Genomic DNA, 18,940 nt, shown 5'->3' with positions numbered 1-18,940 from the left:
GGACGCCATGTCTGAGCGCGCCGTCCCGCAATCCTTCATCGCCAGCATTCTGCCATTCATGGTGATGTGCGTCGGGATGTTCATCGCGCTTCTCGACATCCAGATCGTGGCGTCGTCGCTGCAGGACATCGGCGGCGGCCTGTCGGCCGCGCAGGACCAGATCGGTTGGGTGCAGACATCCTATCTGGTGGCGGAAATTATCGTCATCCCGCTGTCGGGCTGGCTCACGCGGGTGTTCTCGACACGCTGGCTGTTCACCATTTCGGCGGCCGGTTTCACGCTCGCCAGCATGCTGTGCGGCTTCGCCTGGAGCATCGAAAGCATGATCGTGTTCCGCGCGCTGCAGGGGCTGCTCGGCGCGTCGATGATCCCGACGGTGTTCACCTCGTCGTTCCATTATTTCCAGGGGCCAAGGCGGGTCTATGCCGCAGCGGTGGTCGGCAGCATCGCCTCGATTGCGCCGACGCTCGGGCCTGTCATCGGCGGCTGGATCACCGACACGCTGAACTGGCACTGGCTGTTCTATGTCAACGTCATTCCGGGCACCATCATCACCATCCTCGTTGCGCTGCTGGTCAAGATCGACAAGGCCGATCCGTCGCTGCTCAGGGGGGCCGACTATATCGGGATGGTGCTGATGGCGGTCAGCCTGGGCACGGCGGAATACGTCCTTGAGGAAGGCTCGCGCTGGAACTGGTTCGACGATGCCACGATCCGCAATGGCGCCATCGTCGCCGGGATCACCATGGTTCTGTTCGTCATCCGCAGCCTGACCTTTGCGCAGCCGGTGGTCGATTTCCGTGCCTTCGGCAACCGCAATTTCGCCATCGGCTGTTTTCTCTCCTTCGTCACCGGTATCGGCATCTTCGCCACGATCTATCTGACGCCGCTGTTCCTCGGCTATGTCAGGGGCTACGACGCCTTGCAGACCGGGCTCGCTGTGTTCTCCACCGGCGTCGCCTCGATGGTCGGCGTTCCCGTCTACATCTTCCTCGCCAAGCGCTTCGACACGCGCTGGCTGATGATGTTCGGGCTGGCCTCCTTCGGCGCCTCGATGTGGAGTTTCAGCGCCATCACCAGCCAGTGGGGTGCGGCCGAGCTGCTCATTCCGCAACTGTTTCGCGGTTTCCCGCAGGTGTTCGCCGTCGCGCCGAGCGTCAATCTCGGCCTTGGCAGCCTGCCGCCCGAACGGCTGAAATATGCCAGCGGCCTGTTCAACACGATGCGCAATCTCGGCGGCGCGGTCGGCATCGCCATTTGCGGCGCGATCCTCAACGACCGCACCAATTTCCATTTCCTGACGATCGCTTCGCATCTGACGCCGCAGAACGAAGCCGCGATGCGTCTGGTCGACAACGTCGCGCTGCGTTACGGGCAGTTGCCCGGTGCCGTCGCCGACGGTCACACCGCTTCGCTGAAGCAGCTATGGGCGCTCGCCTATCGCGAGGCATCCACCATGGCCTACGCCGACGCCTTCCTGGCGATCATGGCCGCCTTCGTCATCGCGACGGCGCTGGTTCCGTTCCTGCGCAATGTCACGCCGAAGGCGCCGCCGCCGGACGCTCATTGAGGGTGGCACGGGCCAGCAACAGCGCGCGCTCTCTGTCATTGCCGGTCAATTGGGCGGCGTGGCGGAACGCGGCGCTGGCTTCCGCCCGATGGCCGAGCTTCTCCAGGAAATCGCCGCGCACCGTGGGCAGGAGATGCGAGTCCTTCAGGCGCGGCTCGTCCTTCAGCGCCTCGACGATGGCGAGGCCTTGCGCCGGACCGAACGCCATGCCGACGGCCACGGCCCGGTTGATCTCGACGATGGGCGAGGGGGCCGCCAAGGCAAGCGCCTGGTAATAGGCCGATATCGCGATCCAGTCGGTGTCGGCGGCGGTGACCGCGCGGGCGTGGCAGGCCGCGATCATCGCCTGCAGCAGATAGGGGCCGGGCGCCGAGGTCAGGACCATGGCGCGATTCAGGCCGTCGAGGCCGCTCCGGATGAGCGACCAGTCCCAGCGGCCGCGGTCCTGGTCGAGCAGCAGGATCGGATCGCCCGCTTTGCCGGTGCGGGCCGCGAAGCGGGAGGCGTTGAGCTCCATCAGCGACACCAGCCCCCGCACCTCGGGCTCGTCGGGCATCAGCGCCGCCAGCGAGCGGCCGAGGCGCAGCGCCTCGGCGCAGAGATCGGCGCGCAGCCAGTCCGGTCCGGCGGTCGCCACATAGCCCTCGTTGAAGATGAGATAGACCACCTCCAGCACTGCGGCGAGGCGCTCGCGGCGCTCTTCCGCGCGCGGCGTCTCGAACGGGATGGCGGCATCGCGAAGGGTTCGCTTGGCGCGCACGATGCGCTGGGCAGCGGTGGCTTCGGGCACCAGGAAGGCGCGGGCGATCTCCGGCGTCGACAGCCCGCCAAGGAGTCGCAGCGCCAGCGCGGCGCGCTGCTCGGCGGGCAGGACGGGATGGCAAGCGGTGAATATCAGCCGCAAGAGGTCGTCGTCGATATCCTCGTCGAGCGCCGTCTCGATGTCGGGCATCTCGCGCTCCAGCTCGGCGAGGTCGATGGCGAGCGTGCGATGCTTGCCGTCGATCATGGTGGTGCGGCGCAGCCGGTCGAGCGCCCGGTTCCTGGCGACCTGCGTCAACCAGGCGGCCGGATTGCGCGGGATGCCGTCGCGAGGCCAGCGCTCCAGCGCCAGCACGAAGGCGTCCTGCGCGATTTCCTCGGCCAGCCCGACATCCCTGAGGGTGCGTGCCAATCTGCCGGTGAGCTTCGGCTGCTCGATCCGCCAGACGGCCTCGATGGTTCTGTTGGCGATCAATCCTTGATCCTGCCGAGACGATCCGCCACCTTCTGGACGTCCTCGGGAAATTCGCTCATTTCAAAGACCTGGCGGATTTCGATCACGTCATTTTCTCCAGCGGGGCAGCGGCGGGCCCATTCGATGGCCTCGTCGCGTGAGCGCACGTCGATCACCCAATAGCCGCCCAGCACTTCCTTGACCTCGGCGAAGGGGCCGTCGACGACCAGAGGCTTGCCACCCTTGTAGCTGACCCGCGCCCCGGCGGACGGCGGATGCAGGCCGTCGAGCGTCAGAAGCACGCCGGCTTTCTTCAGCTCGTGATTGTACTTCATCATCCCTTCCACCGCCTCGGCGCTGGGCATGACATCGGGCGCCGCCTCCGCGTAGCCGCCGGGGATCATCAGCATCATGAACCGCATGGTCTTCTCCTTGGTTGGGTTGGTTCAATCATATGACGAACGGGCCATGGTGAAATCGACAGGCGCGGGAGAAACTTCGAATCCCGGATCTCGAACGCGTGTTGGACCGCCATATCGGCGAGGCTGCCATCTGGCCCCGCCGGTCCGCCCTGATATATCCGGCTGCGATCCATCACATGAGGGGCCTCGTGAAGTCATCTAGCCTGGCAGGCGCCGTTTCTCCCATGGTCCCGGTGCTTGTCTGCGCTCTAGGCATCTTCCTGCTGTCGGGGATGGACGCGGCCATGAAGGTCCTGGTCATCGCGGTAGGCGTCTACAACACGGTGCTGTGGCGCAGCATGCTGGCAACCGTGGTTGCGGGCACAGGCTGGTCGATGGGGCCACGCAGGCTGCCCGCGCTTCCCGTGCTCAGGCTGCATGCGCTGCGTGCCGCGGTCGTCGGCTTTGTCTTGCTCTCCTTCTTCTGGGGGCTCGCCCGCCTGCCACTGGCGGAGGCGATCGGGCTCAGTTTCGTCGCGCCGCTGTTTGCCTTGCTGCTTGCCGCCTTGCTGCTCGGCGAGCGCATACAGCGGCAGGCGATCTGGGCCTCGCTGGCCGGCATAGCGGGCGTCGCGATCATCGTGAGCGGCCAGTTCGGGCAGGCGAACCATGCCAGGGATGCCTTGCTCGGCACGGCGGCGGTGCTGGTATCGACGGTGTTCTACGCCTACAATCTGATCCTTGCGCGGCAGCAGGCGCTGGTGGCCAAGCCGATCGAGATCATGCTGTTCCAGAACCTGTGCGTGGCGGTCATGCTCGGTCTCGCGGCGCCCTGGCTCGCCATTGCCCTGCCGGGCGAGCTCTGGCTTCCGCTCGCCGGGGTGACGGCGCTGTCGCTCGCCGGCCAGTTCCTGATGAGCTGGGCCTACGCGCGTGCCGAAGCGCAATATCTGATCCCGACGGAGTACTCGGCCTTCATCTGGGCGATCGCGCTTGGCTGGTTCTTCTTCGACGAGGCGGTGACCTGGACCACGCTGGCGGGAGCGGGCCTCATCGTGGCCAGTTGCCTGATCGCGGCGCGTTCCAATCCAAGGCTTGCCGAGCCGATCGAAGCCGCGGTCTGAGGGCAGGTTTGCCGCCGGGCTCACACCAGGCGCGCTGCCCGTCTCCCGGGGAAAGCGCGCCTGGCTCGACTTACCACTTGACCTTGAAGCCGACCGTGCCGCCGATGGAGCGGCTGTCGCCGAAGTCTTCCAGGCTGGTGCGTGCCAAGACCTCGCCATTGACGGAATAACGGTCATCGGCCCAGCTCAGCGAGCCGCCGAGACCGAGCCCGCCCGACAGCTGCCGCGACTTGCTGCTGAACACGGTGCCCGAGACATCGACATCGGAGCCGTCGAGGAAGTCGTAATAAAGATTGCCGATGCCGTAGACATGCGAGCGGCTCGTTTTGCCCGTCTTGTCCTTCCATCGGCTTTCATAGTCCGCCGACAGGCCGAGCCTGCCGATCAGGCTGTCGCTGCCGCCATTGGCGACGACGGCGCCGTAGGGGTCGGTAAAGCTGTCGAAATCGACCGAGGAATAGCTGAGCTGCGCCTGCGGCGTCAGCGACCAGTTGCCCTGGAGACCGATCTTCTGCCCGGCTTCGATACCGAGGCCATAGCCGAAGCCGTTATTACCCTTGACCAGCCTTTTGCCGAGCGTGGCGGAGGACAGGTCGCTGTCGAACCAGGTCAGTTCGGCCTGCGCGTCGACATAGAAGCCGCTGTTGCCGTACCAAGTCAGCGTGCCGCCGAAGCCGTAGCCTGTCGTGTCGATCGAGCCGAGGCCGAAAGCCGAGGAGATATCCGACTTCACCGTACCGTAATGAACGGTCACGCCACCGATCAGGACGCCGGAGGCCATTTGCGCGAGCTGGCCGTCGAGGCCCGCCTGCACTCTCCACAGATCCGCGTCGTAGTCGGTGCCGGTCGTGGACGTGCCGGGGTCGAACTTTTTGTGGGCGGCTTCGATGCGGCCCCAGATCGGACTGCCACCCTCGACGCGGTCGTCCGCATCGGGTTGCGCCGCTCCGGTCCATGAGCGGTTGCCTGCGCGCTGCTGCAGCGTTCCGAGCTGGTTGAAACTCTGCAGCACGCCGGCATAGGCCTCGTAGACCGGCACGCTGGGAGCGTAGAGCGGCGACGTCGGGCCGCCGGGATCGACGGGATTGATCAGCGCGGAGCGCAGGTACCAGTCGCCGTCGGCCGGCGTGGAAATGCCGTTCTGATACATGCGGTAGGCATAGGCGCCGGCCACCACGGCCTGGTCGCCCTGGAAGACGTAATCGCCCAAAAGGTTGAAGGTACCGGCCGACGTGCCGCCGACATCGATGATCTTGATGCCGTCGACGGTCTGCGCGCCACCACCGCCGAGGCCAATCACCTTGACGTTGGCGGTGCCCGAGGTGTTGCCGGTGATGACGAGCTTGTCGGTGGAAGAGGCGTCGCCATCGAGAATAGCCTCGATCTCGACCGTGCCGCCCGCGCCGACGAAATTGCCCTGGATGGTCAGCAGGCCGATGGAATTGCCGGGCGCGATGACGCCGCCGGCCTGGAGTGTCGTCGATCCCACGGTGCCGTTACCGCCAAGCGCTCCGCCCCCGAGAATGGTGACGGCCGAGTTGGCAAGGGAGCCATTGACCGAGAGCTTGCCGGCCTCGATCGTGGTCGCGCCGTTCAGCGTATTGATGCCGGTGAGATCGAGATTGCCGGCGCCCCGCTTGGTGAGCGTGCCGCTGCCTTCGATGATGGAGGCAAAGGTGGCGTTCGCCGGCTGGTCGAAGACGAGCGCGGCGTCGTTCAGGATGTTGCCGGTGCCGAAGCTCGTTGCCTGGCCGATCAGCGTGCCGGCGGAGATCGTCGTGCCGCCGCCGTAGCTGTTCGTACCGGCGAGCGTCGTGCTGCCGGCGCCCTGCTGCACAACTGAGCCGCTGCCGGATATCGCGCCGGCGAGGGTCACGCCGTTGGAGCGGTCGATGATGAGGGTGCCGTTGTTGGTCACGTTGCCTGCTATCGAGCCTGACGTGCCGCCATTGCCAAGCTGCAGCGTGCCGGCCGCGATCGTCGTCACGCCGGCATAGGTGTTGTCGGCGGTCAGGATCGTGGTGCCGGTGCCGATCTGGCTCACCGCGCCGCTGCCGGAGATGACGCCGGCAAAGGTCACTGCATCGGAACGATCGAAGGCAAGCGTCCCGTTGTCGATGACATTACCTGCTATCGAGCCTGACGTGCCGCCATTGCCGAGCTGCAGCGTGCCGGCCGAGATCGTCGTGACGCCGGCATAGGTGTTGTCGGCGGTCAGGATCGTGGTGCCGGACCCCAACTGGTTCACCGCTCCGCTGCCGGAAATGGTGCCGGCAAAGGTATAGCTATCCGTGCGGTAGAAGACGAGCGTGCCGTTGTTGGTGACGTCGCCTGTTATCGAACCGGATGTGCCGCGATTGCCGAGTTGCAAGGTGCCGGCCGAGATCGTCGTGCCGCCGTTGTACGTGTTGTCGCCGGTCAGGGCGGTGGTGCTCGAACCCTGTTGGATCACGCCGCCGCTGCCCGAGATGACGCCGGCAAGAACCAAGCCGTTGGAGCGGTCGAAGACGAGGGTGCCGTTGTTGGTGATGTTGCCAGTTATCGAACCCGACAGGCCGCCATTGCCGAGCTGCAGCGTGCCGGCGGAGATCGTCGTGCCGCCGGTGTAGTTGCTGTCGGCCGTCAGGATCGTTGTGCCCGAACCCTGCTGGATCGCTGCGCCGTTGCCTGAAATCGTGCCGGCAAAGGTATAGGTGTCCGAGCGGTCGAAGGCCAAGGTTCCATTGTTGGCGACGTTGCCGGTGATTGAACCTGATGTGCCGCCATTGCCGAGCTGCAGCGTGCCGGCCGAGATCGTCGTGCCGCCGCCGTAGTTGCTGTCGCCGGTCAGGATCAGCGTGCCGGCGCCAAGCTTGGTCAGCGCGCCGCTGCCGGTGACCGCCTGGCTGGCGGTGAAAGCGTTACCGGCGTCGGCGATGTCGAAGCTGCCGCCCAGCAACCCCAAGGTGATGGTGCGGTCGGTGCCGGTGAAGGCGGTTCCGGTCACCTGCAGCACGCCGCCATTGAAGGTCAGGCCGCCGGAAGCATCGCCGAGATTGTTGTCGGCGGAGACCGAGAGCGGGCCGGCGGAGATCGTGGTTCCACCGCTATAGGTGTTGGCACCGGTGAGCACCGTCGTGCCGGTGCCGATCTGGCTCACCGCGCCGCTGCCGGAGATGACGCCGGCATAGGTGTAGGTGTCGGAGCGGTCGAAGGCCAGCGTGCCGTTGTTGGTGACATTGCCAAGAATGCTGCCGGTCGTACCGCCATTGCCGATCTGAAGCATTCCCTGCGAGATCGTCCAGGCTTGCGTGGCGGTGTTGTCTGCGGTCAGCGCCCAGGTGCCGGCGCCGGTCTTTTCGAGTACGTCGAAGTTCCGGTACTGGCCGGTATCGCCGATCATGCCGTCGAGGACCGCGGAGTTGTCGCCGCCGAGGGTGAGGACGTCATTGGCTCCACTTCCGCCCACGACATTGCCGACGATCACCGAACCGGCCTGAAGTTCAAGCTTAAGGCTCCCTGTCGAGCCTGCGATAAGAGAAATGGCATTGGCGCCCGCGCCGCCGCTAACGGTGCCGCTGTTGACGATGCTGAGCGACCCCGCGACGCTGTTGGTCATGATTGCGGCCGCCCCGGTGCCGCCCTGGATTTTGCCGGTGTTGATAATCGTCCCGACATTACTGGTGCGCACCACTACGCCGATGCCACCGCTGGTCGTACCCTCGCCACCCAGGATGGTACCGTTGTTGGTGAGCTTTGTCTGCGCGCCGGCGGGACTCCCAATCGCAACGCCGATGCCTCCCGGTCCTTGGCTACCGCTACCTCCCTGAATGGTGCCGCCCGCGTTGTTTATCAACTGGCCACCGGAGCTCACTTGCACACCTGGACCGCCAGCCGTGGTGCCGTTGCCGCCTACGATGCTGCCGCTGTTGGCAAGCGTCGAATTGTTCATGACGCTCGCGCCAATTTGTCCGGTGGTGCCCGGAGTGCTGAATGAGGCGCCTTCAACCGATACCTCATTGGTGACGTTAGCCCCATTATTAACCACAAGCCCGGCCACGTTACTCAGTCCGACAACATTGCCGGTTCCGGTCACGATCACCGCTTGTCCACCGCTGAATTGAGGAGCCGTCAGCGTGTATCCATTCGTGTCGATCGTCAGCGGGCTGGTCGAAGTCAGGACGTTGATGCTGGTCGTGATGTCGGACCTCAGGACGATAACGGGCGTTGGGTCACCCGTCGAAGTGATCGTGGCCAGGGCATTGTTGAGTTCGCCCAGGCTGGCGACGTCGTATTGCGCCGCCGATGCCATCCCTGGAAACAGGCAGGCGACCGCCGCGCCGTTCACACCCGCAAGGAGCGTGCCGTCCCAAATGCGCCGAAGCGCGCCGCCGTTCGCCTTCATCAGTCTGCCCCGCTCGAAACTCTGCTGCCTGCCATGCCGAATGTCGCGGTTCGGGTGGCTCGCGCCGAACCAAACCGGCAATAGGTTAACTCCGGGTTTGATTCCTGTCTCGCAGTTGATGCGTTCGTTACTGATTTTTTTCTGCCGTTACTTCAACGCAACATTAGATTTTCTGCATATAAGCAGTATATATAAGTAATTCCTTGTGTGGCTGGATGGCGGCGAAACTGCCGGGCGCAACGGGCGCGGCATGGTTTCCAGGACCGGCGGTGGACCGCTCCCGGCAGTGCTCAGCCTGAAATTTGCAAATCCCTCATTTGCGTTTGAAGCCATCAAGCCAGCGTCCTATGCTTATGCCGCGAGGCGATGACATGAAGGCGCATGAAGCGTTGATAGCTTGGAGCGGATGGGACGATCAGTCCCCGACGCGTGGCCACGTCGCCGTCGGCCTCATCGTCGGCGAGGGCCAGGTCGACTGGTCGGCGGGATATGCCAGCACGGGCGGCGCGGCCTTCGAGGCACGCCGCCAGATTCGCGGCGCGCAAAGCATCATCGGCATCTTCAGGGATTTCCATTATCTGGTCGTCGATGAGCGCCTGGATCCCGAGAGGGTCCACAAGGCGTTTCTCGTCATCGACGAGTATGCCGAGATAGTCGGGTAATCAAAAAGCGTGGTTCGCCATCGATGCGGCGGTCGCCGAGATCGGCGACGTGGAAGCGCCAGCCTTGCTCGACCTCGTTCCCGGAGCGGCAATTGTATGGGCTCGCCAAAAAGCAGAGCTTCATCCGCGGACCTGAATCAGGCGGGCCGCAAGTAGACTTCTGCACATCATGAAATTTTTATTAAATATTTCGCCCGCGTGATTACGGTCCATAGACTTTATGTTGGTCTGTTGTGCTGTCCGCTCAGAAAATGTCACCGAATGGTCGATGCTATGACAGACTATGTGGCAAATTCCTGGAACGATATCGTGCAAGGCAACGTTGGTCCGGATGCGGCCTGCGGGAATCGAACGATGCGAACTGGCCAGGCATCACGAGAAGGGTTTATCCGATGAGCTTCTTCGTCAACGCCGTGGGCGTTCCTCTTCCCTATAGCGGCGCTTCCAACCATTGGTACTCGGCGGCGGGATCCGGGCCGGACTTGTACGGCAGCACCGGAAATGACTCCTTCTATGGCGCAGGCAATGTCAACGTCACCATGCATGGTGGCACGGGTGACGACATCTATTACCTCTATGGGGCCGGCAACAAGGTGGCGGAGGCGGCTGGCGCAGGCATCGACACGATCAGCACATGGATGAGCTACAAGCTCCCCGACAATGTCGAGAACCTCATCGTCACACACGCCAACAACTATGCCTTCGGAAATGGGTTGGACAACATCATCACCGCCACGGTCGGACACCAGACCCTGGACGGCGGCGCGGGAAACGATGTGCTGATCGACGGCGGCGGCGGTTACGACACGTTCATCGTCTCGAAGGGCAATGGAAGCGACCTGATCGCGAATTTTGCCGCCACCGACACGGTCCGCCTCAATGGCTATGGGTTCACGTCGTTCGACGCCATCCATTCCAACATGATCCAGGCGGGATCGAACGTGCTGTTGAATTTGGGATCCGGTGAGATTCTCGAGTTCAAGGACACGACCATCGACAAGATGCAGCCCGGCCAGTTCGAACTGCCGATCGACATGTCGGCAATGAAGCTGTCGTTCAGCGACGAGTTCAACTCGCTCAATCTTCACAACGACCAGGGCGGCACATGGGATACCAATTTCTCGTGGGGAGCGCCCAACGGCAGCACGTTGACCAACAATGGCGAGTTGCAATGGTACATCGACGCCAATTACGCGCCGACGAGCTCCGTCCACCCGTTCAGCGTGAACAACGGCGTGCTGACCATCACCGCCGCGCAGGCGCCGGCCGACATCAAGCCGCTGATCAACAACTACGAATACACGTCAGGCATCATCACCACGCATGACACCTTCTCCCAAACCTACGGCTATTTCGAAATGCGGGCCGACCTGCCCGAGAACGCCGGCGCCTGGCCAGCCTTCTGGCTGCTGCCGGAAGACGGTTCGTGGCCGCCGGAGCTGGATGTCGTGGAAACGCGCGGGCAGGACCCGAACTCGTTGATCATGACGGCGCACTCGAATGAAACGGGAACGCACACCAAGGTCTCGTCGACGGTGAATACCATGGATACCGCCGGCTTCCACACCTATGGCCTGCTCTGGACACCGGACAAGCTCGTCTGGACCTATGACGGTGTGCAGGTTGCGGAAGCGGCGACGCCGTCCGACATGAACAAGCCCATGTACATGCTGGCCGATCTCGCGGTCGGCGGCTTTGCCGGCGCGCCTCCCGATCATCTGGCGACGCCTGCAGAGATGAAGATCGACTACATCCGCGCCTATACGCTGGACAATGCGCCGGCGAGCGCCCTGCACCTCACCAGCAGCACCGCCACGCACAGCATCGCCAGCAGCACGCTGCACGGCGGTTCCGAATTCGGGGGCCACGTGTAAGGTCCCGGGTCATGCAGCGGCGGGAAATGCGCAAATGACCGGACCGTCCGGCCTGCGCCCAGTGTTCATACGTGCCATCGCCGATGTCGGCGTCTTCTCGCTGTTGATCAACATCCTGCTGCTGGTGATTCCACTCTACCTGCTGCAGGTTTATGACCGCGTGCTGCCGTCCTCCAGCGTCGAGACGCTTGTCTATCTTTCGGGCATCGCGGTTCTCGCGCTCGCCTTCCTCGGGCTGCTGGACGCGATCCGGGCGGTTTACACGCAGCGCGTCGCGGCGACCGTCGACCGCAAGCTGGGTGCCAGCACCTTCGCCGTTTCGCTTGGCGCAAAATATGCCGGCGTTCTTTCGCCGCTGCGCGACCTCGCCTCGGTCTGCGCCTTCATCAGGTCGCGCGGCGTGGCGGTGCTGTTCGACCTGCCCTTTGCCCCTGTCTTCCTTGCGTTGCTCTATCTCATCCATCCGGTGCTGTTCTGGGTGACGGTCGCCGGCGCGGTGCTTCTGATTTTCCTGGTCGTGGCCAACCAGCTCGCCATCGGCCGCAACGACGCCTTGTCCACGGAGCGCTCGGCTCTGGCCAGCCAGGCGGAACAGGCCTTTGCCCGCAATGCCGAGACGCTGCGCGCCATGGGCATGGTGGAAAATGCCTCGCGGGTCTGGGGACGGCACGTAGCGGCGGCGCTCGCCTTCCATGACCGCTCCTCGAGCGCCAATGCAATCTTCAGCGGCGCCTCGCGGGCGTTGCGCATGATGCTGCAACTGGCGATCCTCGGCGCCGGCGCATGGCTGGTGCTTCAAGGGCAGATGACGGCCGGCATGATCTTCGCCTCGTCGCTGGTCTCGTCGCGCGCGCTGCAGCCGCTCGACCAGCTGATCGGCGCCTGGCGGCAGATCGCCGACGCCCGGCGCGCGTGGACGCGGCTGGAGAAGGCGCTTGCGGCGCGTCCGGCCGAGCCGCGAAAACTGATCCTGCCCGATCCGGCAGGCGCGATTTCCGCGCAGGATGTTTTCTTCATGGCGCCGAATGCCCGGCCCGGCACCGAGCCCATCCTCAAGCGGCTGAATTTCGCGATCGGCGCGGGCGAGGCGTTGGCCATCGTCGGCCCAAGCGGCGCCGGCAAATCGACGCTGGCGCGGCTGCTCGTGGGTGCCGCCTGGCCGACCGGCGGCTCAATCAGGATCGACGGCGCCGACCTCGGGACCTGGGACGAAAGCCAGCTCGGAAAGCATGTCGGCTACCTCGCGCAGGAGGTCGAGCTCTTTCCGGGATCGATCGCGCAGAACGTCGCCCGCTTCGACCCGGAGGCGCACGATGCCGCCATCGTGGACGCGGCAAGGCGCGCCCAGGTGCATGAGCTGATCCTGGCGCAGCGCGACGGCTACCAGACCATGATCGGCCCGTCGGACAGGGCGTTGTCGGGCGGCGAGCGCCAGCGGATCGGGTTGGCGCGCGCCTTCTACGGCAATCCGCGGCTCCTGGTGCTCGACGAGCCCAGTTCCCATCTCGATGGTAGCGGCGAGGCCGCGCTAGAGGCGGCGCTTTCGGCCGCGCGGACGGCGGGCGTCACGGTCATCGTGATCACCCATCAGCCTTCGATCGCGGCTGCTTGCGATCGCGTGATGCTTTTGCGCGGCGGCATGATCGAAGCCTTCGGCCCAAGCAGCGAGATGCTGCGGCGCTCGGTCATCGGCAAGGGCGTCCAGCAGAGCACGGTGGTGACCGGGTCGTTCGTCCCGACGATCCGCGCGGGTGGCAGTTCCGGATCGTGAGATGACGACACAGAGCATCGCCTTGGACGGCCAGCCACGCACCGACATAAGACGCGTGGCGCTTACCGGTTATGCAGCCATGGCGCTGCTGGCGGGCGGCTTCGGCTACTGGGCCGTCAGCGCCCCCTTGTCGGGCGCGGTGATCACCCAAGGCACGATCTCGGCAACCGGCGGAAACATCCAGATCCAGCATCGCGAGGGCGGTATCGTCCAGGCACTGCTGGTCCATGAAGGCGATCGCGTGCAACTGGCCCAGGATCTGGTCGTGCTGGATCCAACGGCCGCGCAGGCCGAGCTCAACCGGCTGACGCGACAGTCGATCGCGCTCAGGGCAAGTGCGGCGCGGCTGGAGGCGGAACGCGACGGGTTGGACAGGCTGGCGCCAATCGCCAAAGCGGCGCCGGAACCTTTCCAGCCGGATTTCGAGATCCTGATTCGAGAACAGCAAAAGGAATTCGACGCCAGGCTCGCCCGGTTCCGGTCGGAACAATCGATCCTGGCACAACGGGTCGCCATGCACCGGCAGTCGGTGGTGGGATTGCAGGCCCAGAAACAGGCCATTCAGCAACAAGCCGAAGTCGTCAAGAAAGAACTCGGCATCAAGACCAGCCTGCTCGACAGGGGCCTCACCAACCGTACCGAATACTCCCAGCTTTTGCGCAGCGAGGCCGATCTCGTCGGGCAAGCCGGGATGCTGGAGGCCAATCTGGCGACGGCCAATACCCAGATCGTGGAGGCCCAGGAGCAGACCGAGCGCCTGACCACGCAACGCGTCGAGGAGGCGCTGACGAAACTCGACGACGTTCGCTCCAACCTGGCCGATGTCGAGGAACAGATCAGGACGGCGGAGGCGGTGCTGCGGCGAACGACGATCAAGGCGCCGGCGGCAGGCATCGTGGTGTCGTCGACCTACAATTCCAAGGGCAGCGTGATTGCTCCGGGCGAAAAGATCATGGAAATCCTGCCCACCGCGTCTGGCCTGGTCGTCGATGCGAAGCTGCGGCCGAAGGACATCGATCAGGTCCGTGTCGGCCAGCCGGCGAAACTGCGACTATCCGCCTTGAACGCGCGGCTCACGCCAGAGGTCTCAGCCACCGTGACACAGATTTCGGCGGATCGGCTCATCGATCCAGCCACGCGTGAACCCTATTTCCGCGCCAAGCTGACGATTGCCGCCGACCTGCCGCCCGGCGTGAGGCGCGAGCAGCTTTACCCCGGGACGCCGGTCGAGGCGTTCATCAGCACCGGCGATCGCACTTTCCTGGAGTATCTCGCGCGGCCGCTGCTCGATTCATTCGCGCGGGCTTTCGCTGAGCAGTAGACCGCCGACCGGCAGTGAACCGGCGCGCCGCTAGAGCCGTTCCGCGTTTCACGGAATCGCGAACGGCTCCAACTCTTTGTTTTTACGCAATTCCGAACGGAAGCCGTTTCACTCTTTTCCTGGAATTGCTCTAATAACCGCCGTCGGCCTTGGACATTTGAACGGTCAGCGCGCCACTTCGCGGTGGCCGCTGGGCAGGCGGGTGGCGATCAGCTTGTCGATGCGGCGGCCGTCGAGATCGACCACCTCAAAGCGCCAGCCCTGGGCGTCGACGCATTCGCCGGTCGCCGGCAGATGGTGCATGTGCGACAGCACATAGCCGGCGACGGTTTCGTAATCGCGGTTCTCCGGCAGGTCGATGCCCAGCACTTCGGCCATCTCGTCGGCCTGCATATAACCGGCGAGCAGCCATGAGCCGTCGTCGCGCTGGACGGCGCTTTCTTCCTCGCCGGCCTCGAGGTCCGAGCGGAAGACGCCGGTGATGGCTTCCAGAATGTCGGCGGGCGTGACGATGCCTTCGAAGTGGCCGTATTCGTCATGCACAAGCGCCATCGGCACGTCGCTCTCCTTCAGCTTCTGCAGCACGTCAAGGGCGTCGGCCTGGTCGTGCACGATGGGTGCCGCGCGCACGTATTTGCGGGGGTCGAGCGCGCGGCCGCCGAGCAGTGCTGCCAGCACGTCGCGCGTCTGGATGACGCCGATCATGGCGTCCACCCCGCCGTCGCCGGCGGGCAGGCGCGAATGCTGGGTGTCCATCAGCAGCTTGCGGATGGTGGGTTCATCGGACTGCAGGTTGATCCAGTCGACATCGGTGCGCGGCGACATGACGGCGCGCACGGCGCGGTCGCCGAGCCGCATGACACCGGCGATCATGCGCCGCTCGTCGGATTCGATGGTGCCGTGATGCTCGGCCTCGGCGACCAGCATCTTGATCTCCTCGTCGGTGACCTTTTCCTCGCTTTCGCCGCGCTGGCCGAGCAGCCAGAGCACGGCACGGCCCGAAATATCGAGCAGGAAGACCAGAGGCGCCGAGATGGTGGCGAGGATGGTCATCGCCGGCGCGGCTCTCACGGCAACGCGCTCGGGATCGCGCAGCGCGATCTGCTTGGGCACGAGTTCGCCGATGATCAGCGAGGCGTAGGTGATGATGGCCACGACGATGCCGACGCCGAGCGGGTCGGCGATGGTCTCGCGGATGCCTGTCGAGGCCAGATATTGCGCCAGCCTCTGGCCGAGCGTGGCACCGGAAAAGGCGCCCGACAGCACGCCGACCAGCGTGATGCCGATCTGCACGGAGGACAGGAATTTGCCCGGATTGGAGCCAAGCGCCAGAGCGCGGCCGGCACCCTTGACGTTGCGGTCGATCATCGCCTTCAGGCGAGCCGGCCGCGACGAGACGATGGCGAGTTCGGACATCGACAGAAGGCCGTTCACGCAGATGAGGACGACCACGGTGGCGATTTCAACGTATAACATGAGGGGTCAATAGCATTGCCGCACGGCTTTCGAAAATAGTCGGCGACCATTTTAAAAAGATGACGGCGATACGGGCCGATCAGGCGGCATCCCAGGGTGGCGACGAGAAGTGCGCGACCAGCGCGTCGACGACGACCCGCACCTTGGGCGTCAAGGCTCGTGTCGCCGGCCAGATGGCATGGACGGAAATGTTTTCGACCAGCGTGTCCACCAGCACCATTTCCAGCGCGCCGCTCCTGAGGCTGTCCGCCACCAGCCAGGTCGGCAGGAAGGTGATGCCGCAGCCGGCAAGGACAGCGCCCAGCATCGGCTCGCCATTGTCGAGCACCAGCCTTGCCCGCGGCGTGAATTTCGCGACATGGCCATCGGCTTGCCTGATGCTCCAGGCGTGGGCGACGCCGTTGCGGGTGTAGCCGATCAGGTCATGGCCGGCGAGGTCCTCGATCGTCCGTGGCCTGCCGTTTCTGTCGAGATAGGCGGGGGCGGCGCATATGGCCGAGCGCTGGGTATAGAGCCGGCGTGCGGCGAGCGACAGGCTGTCGTCGAGGTCGCCCATGCGGACCGCGAGGTCGATGCCTTCCTCGATGAGGTCGACGCGGCGGTCGTTGAAGGAAATCTCCATGGCCAGATCGGGAAATCGCCTGGAAATGTCGAACAGCACAGGCGCCACGCAGCGGTGGCCGAAGGCCGAGGGCAGGTCGACCCGAAGGCGGCCCGAGGGCACCTGCCGGCGCGAGGCCAGCAGCGCCTGGGCGGCTTCGATCTCGGACAGCGCCCTGACGCAGGCTTCATAATAGCACAGGCCTTCGCTGGTCGGGCTGAGGCTGCGCGTGGTGCGGTTGAGCAAGCGGATGCCAAGCCGCTGTTCCAGTTGCGCGACCGATTTGCCGACCGCCGATTTCGTCACGCGCAGCCGCTCGCCTGCGCCGGTGAAGCTTCCGGCCTCGATCGTTTGAACAAAGGCGACGATGCCTTGCAGATCCGCGGATTCCATCGATCTATTCCCATTGTAGAAATCTGATCACCAACTCGTTTCCGATTATGGATCATGGAAGCGCTTTTTTCCACAGTGAAACGGCGTAAATATCCCGCCAGCCATGCAATCGGGAGCAGACGCAATGAAGAGCGACATCAACAGATCCTGGCGGATGACCGGCTTCGGCCTGCCCAGGCTGGAATTGGCCGAAGGGAGGATTCCCGAGCCCGGGCCGCATGAACTGCTGGTGCGGATCAAGGCCATATCGCTGAACTACAAGGACAGGATGATCGTCGATGGCGTGCTGATCCCCGACCTTGCCTTTCCATTCGTGCCGACCTCCGATGCCGTTGGCGAAGTGGTGGCGGTCGGCGGCGGTGTCAGCCGTTTCCGGACCGGCCAGCGCGTGCTGGGGCAGGTGATCGCCGACTGGCCGGATGGCGATGCGCCGCCGGTGCTGCACCAGCACACGCTGGGATCGTCGCTGCCCGGCACGTTGAGCGACTATCTGCTCCTGAATGAGGACGCCGCCGTGCTGGCGCCGCCCTCGCTCAACGACGCGGAGGCCTCGACGCTGCCGATCGCGGCGCTGACGGCCTGGTTCGCCATGGCCGAGGCGACACGACCGGTGCCCGGCCAGACCGTCCTGATCCAGGGCACCGGCGGTGTCTCCCTGTTTGCGCTGCAATTCGCCCACGCCTTCGGCCTGCGCGCCATCGTCACGTCAAGCAGCGACGGCAAGCTCGAGCGGGCAAAGACGCTCGGCGCCTGGCAGGTGATCAACTATCGCGCCAAACCGGCATGGGACGAGGTGGCGCGTGAGTTGACGGGTGGCGCCGGCGTCAACCATATCCTCGAAATGGTCGGCGGCGACAATGCGCGGCGATCGCTCGACGCGTTGGCCGCCGATGGGCGGCTGTCGATCATCGGCCTGCTGGGCAGCATGGAACTCAGCTTCCCGATCGTGCCCTTCCTGCGCAACCGTATTGTCGTGCAAGGCATTTCGATCGGCCATCGCCGCGCCTTCGAACGGATGAACGAGGCGATCGAGGCGCTGGCGATCAAGCCGGTCATCGACAAGGTCTTTGGTTTCGACGAGGTGCCGCGGGCCTTCGAGCATCTGGAGAAGGGGCCGTTCGGCAAGATCGTCATCGCCACGGCCTGACCTGTGATCACCGCAACTGCTTCAGCACGCCGACGATCGCCCTGCCATCGGTGAAATAGGGGTCGCCGCCACCGTTGCGGCCGGTTTTGGTGGCGCCGATGCCCGCCAGGTCGCTGGTCGAGGACAACAGGCCGGCGGCATTGAGATCGCCGATCACAAAGTCGCGTTCGGCATCGATGTCGGGACCGATATGATGGGTGATGGCGCCCGTGTCGTGGCTCAAGCCGACACCGCGATCGAAGCTGGCGGCGCCCAGCCAGAGCGGCCTGCCATCGTCGCCGACCGTATCCGTCCGCCAAAAACGGATGTGGTGGCGCCGGTCAGCACTGTCGCCGACCGGCTTTTCGAAAGCGAGTTCCTGGGCGCGGCCCTCGAACAGCAGGCGGCTCACCGGGGCATCGGGATAGGGGCGGGAAAACAGAACACTCTCGCCGATATCGATGGCGGTCCTCAAGGTGACGGCGTCGGCGGTGTCCCAGCCGGCGACGGCGAAAGCGTGCACCAACTCCTTCTCCGTACCGACCAGGCCGACATTGATCGGGTCGCCGGGAATGCCTTGCGGCGTGTGGGTGACCATCTCGAAGCGCTGGTTGCGAAAGCCGCGATCGCGGAATGTCCAGAATTCCGGCGCGACGACATAGGCGAGCGCCACATAGGCGGCCAGACCTGCCACCAGCCAGATCGTTACGCGTCGTCGAAGGCTTCCGTGGATCATCTACTCACTGTCTCGTTGCTGCCACCATGCCTTCGTCATCCTAGGGCGGAGCAAGGAGCGAAGCGACGCAGCGCAGACCCTAGGATCCATGCCACGACAACGGCCGAAGAATACAGCGGTTCAGAATGAGCGGAACTGCCTGAGAGTGGACACACGTTCTTCTGATAGCATCTCACCGTCGCACCTGCTCAGGGGTCACGGCATGGATCCTAGGGTCTCCGCGACGTCGCTTCGCGACTGCTCCACCCTAGGATGACGAAGTACCGGCTCCGGCTAAATTCCATC

Annotated in this window: 13 protein-coding genes; 7 read left to right on the top strand and 6 right to left on the bottom strand. The window is 64.5% G+C overall.

The features are described from left to right. Positions 1–7 precede the first annotated feature (7 nt). A complete protein-coding gene (locus EN861_RS30895; RefSeq protein WP_135867454.1) occupies positions 8–1,570 on the top strand; it encodes a DHA2 family efflux MFS transporter permease subunit in 1,563 nt (520 codons plus the stop codon). Here EN861_RS30895 and EN861_RS30890 read toward each other — a convergent pair. Further along, positions 1,536–2,807, bottom strand: coding sequence for an RNA polymerase sigma factor (locus tag EN861_RS30890; RefSeq protein WP_135867453.1), 1,272 nt, complete (start codon positions 2,805–2,807; stop codon positions 1,536–1,538). The genes EN861_RS30895 and EN861_RS30890 overlap by 35 nt on opposite strands. Then, positions 2,804–3,208 carry a YciI family protein gene (locus tag EN861_RS30885; protein ID WP_127280567.1) on the bottom strand — a complete coding sequence of 135 codons (405 nt, stop codon included), beginning with the start codon at positions 3,206–3,208 and terminating at the stop codon, positions 2,804–2,806. Before EN861_RS30885 ends, EN861_RS30890 begins: the two co-directional genes overlap by 4 nt. Positions 3,209–3,384: 176 nt before the next feature. Here EN861_RS30885 and EN861_RS30880 point away from each other — a divergent pair, with 176 nt between their 5' ends. Further along, entirely contained in the window at positions 3,385–4,311 is a 927-nt protein-coding gene (locus EN861_RS30880) for a DMT family transporter (protein ID WP_127280568.1), read from the top strand. Positions 4,312–4,381: 70 nt separating this feature from the next. Here EN861_RS30880 and EN861_RS30875 read toward each other — a convergent pair whose 3' ends face one another. Next, positions 4,382–8,695, bottom strand: coding sequence for an autotransporter outer membrane beta-barrel domain-containing protein (locus EN861_RS30875; protein ID WP_135867452.1), 4,314 nt, complete (start codon positions 8,693–8,695; stop codon positions 4,382–4,384). A 371-nt stretch (positions 8,696–9,066) separates the two neighbouring features. On the opposite strand from EN861_RS30875, the gene EN861_RS30870 reads away from it, so the two are divergent. From EN861_RS30870 to EN861_RS30855, 4 genes are all read left to right on the top strand, one after another. Beyond that, on the top strand, positions 9,067–9,357 hold the full coding sequence (locus EN861_RS30870) for a hypothetical protein (RefSeq protein WP_127279450.1): 291 nt from the start codon (positions 9,067–9,069) through the stop codon (positions 9,355–9,357). A gap of 392 nt (positions 9,358–9,749) precedes the next feature. Further along, the gene (locus tag EN861_RS30865; RefSeq protein WP_127279449.1) at positions 9,750–11,231 is read left to right on the top strand and encodes a family 16 glycosylhydrolase; all 1,482 of its coding nucleotides are present in this window, start codon (positions 9,750–9,752) and stop codon (positions 11,229–11,231) included. 34 nt (positions 11,232–11,265) lie between these two features. After that, a complete protein-coding gene (locus EN861_RS30860; protein ID WP_135867451.1) occupies positions 11,266–13,002 on the top strand; it encodes a type I secretion system permease/ATPase in 1,737 nt (578 codons plus the stop codon). Position 13,003: 1 nt separating this feature from the next. Next, positions 13,004–14,323, top strand: coding sequence for an HlyD family type I secretion periplasmic adaptor subunit (locus EN861_RS30855; protein ID WP_127873481.1), 1,320 nt, complete (start codon positions 13,004–13,006; stop codon positions 14,321–14,323). A gap of 165 nt (positions 14,324–14,488) precedes the next feature. On the opposite strand, the gene EN861_RS30850 is transcribed toward EN861_RS30855, so the two are convergent. Then, a complete protein-coding gene (locus EN861_RS30850) occupies positions 14,489–15,799 on the bottom strand; it encodes a hemolysin family protein (RefSeq protein WP_127873480.1) in 1,311 nt (436 codons plus the stop codon). A 79-nt stretch (positions 15,800–15,878) separates the two neighbouring features. Continuing rightward, positions 15,879–16,793: a LysR family transcriptional regulator gene (locus tag EN861_RS30845; protein WP_135867450.1), complete on the bottom strand. Its 915-nt coding sequence runs from the start codon at positions 16,791–16,793 to the stop codon at positions 15,879–15,881. Between the two features lie 124 nt (positions 16,794–16,917). On the opposite strand from EN861_RS30845, the gene EN861_RS30840 reads away from it, so the two are divergent. After that, positions 16,918–17,940 carry an NAD(P)-dependent alcohol dehydrogenase gene (locus EN861_RS30840; protein ID WP_135867449.1) on the top strand — a complete coding sequence of 341 codons (1,023 nt, stop codon included), beginning with the start codon at positions 16,918–16,920 and terminating at the stop codon, positions 17,938–17,940. Positions 17,941–17,947: 7 nt separating this feature from the next. Here EN861_RS30840 and EN861_RS30835 read toward each other — a convergent pair whose 3' ends face one another. Next, entirely contained in the window at positions 17,948–18,655 is a 708-nt protein-coding gene (locus tag EN861_RS30835) for an LssY C-terminal domain-containing protein (protein ID WP_135867448.1), read from the bottom strand. Positions 18,656–18,940: the final 285 nt, after the last annotated feature.

The sequence above is a fragment of the Mesorhizobium sp. M8A.F.Ca.ET.218.01.1.1 genome (assembly GCF_004791165.1).
In the GTDB taxonomy this organism is placed as follows: Bacteria; Pseudomonadota; Alphaproteobacteria; order Rhizobiales; family Rhizobiaceae; genus Mesorhizobium.
This window is presented reverse-complemented; position numbering and strand designations above follow the sequence as displayed.

Coding starts and splice junctions, on each gene's coding strand:
- EN861_RS30880 (WP_127280568.1), top strand. CDS start 3,385: ATGAGGGGCCTCGTGAAGTCATCTAGCCTGGCAGGCGCCGTTTCTCCC.
- EN861_RS30840 (WP_135867449.1), top strand. CDS start 16,918: ATGAAGAGCGACATCAACAGATCCTGGCGGATGACCGGCTTCGGCCTG.
- EN861_RS30875 (WP_135867452.1), bottom strand. CDS start 8,695: ATGAAGGCGAACGGCGGCGCGCTTCGGCGCATTTGGGACGGCACGCTC.
- EN861_RS30860 (WP_135867451.1), top strand. CDS start 11,266: ATGACCGGACCGTCCGGCCTGCGCCCAGTGTTCATACGTGCCATCGCC.
- EN861_RS30865 (WP_127279449.1), top strand. CDS start 9,750: ATGAGCTTCTTCGTCAACGCCGTGGGCGTTCCTCTTCCCTATAGCGGC.
- EN861_RS30850 (WP_127873480.1), bottom strand. CDS start 15,799: ATGTTATACGTTGAAATCGCCACCGTGGTCGTCCTCATCTGCGTGAAC.
- EN861_RS30855 (WP_127873481.1), top strand. CDS start 13,004: ATGACGACACAGAGCATCGCCTTGGACGGCCAGCCACGCACCGACATA.
- EN861_RS30835 (WP_135867448.1), bottom strand. CDS start 18,655: ATGATCCACGGAAGCCTTCGACGACGCGTAACGATCTGGCTGGTGGCA.
- EN861_RS30885 (WP_127280567.1), bottom strand. CDS start 3,208: ATGCGGTTCATGATGCTGATGATCCCCGGCGGCTACGCGGAGGCGGCG.
- EN861_RS30895 (WP_135867454.1), top strand. CDS start 8: ATGTCTGAGCGCGCCGTCCCGCAATCCTTCATCGCCAGCATTCTGCCA.
- EN861_RS30845 (WP_135867450.1), bottom strand. CDS start 16,793: ATGGAATCCGCGGATCTGCAAGGCATCGTCGCCTTTGTTCAAACGATC.
- EN861_RS30870 (WP_127279450.1), top strand. CDS start 9,067: ATGAAGGCGCATGAAGCGTTGATAGCTTGGAGCGGATGGGACGATCAG.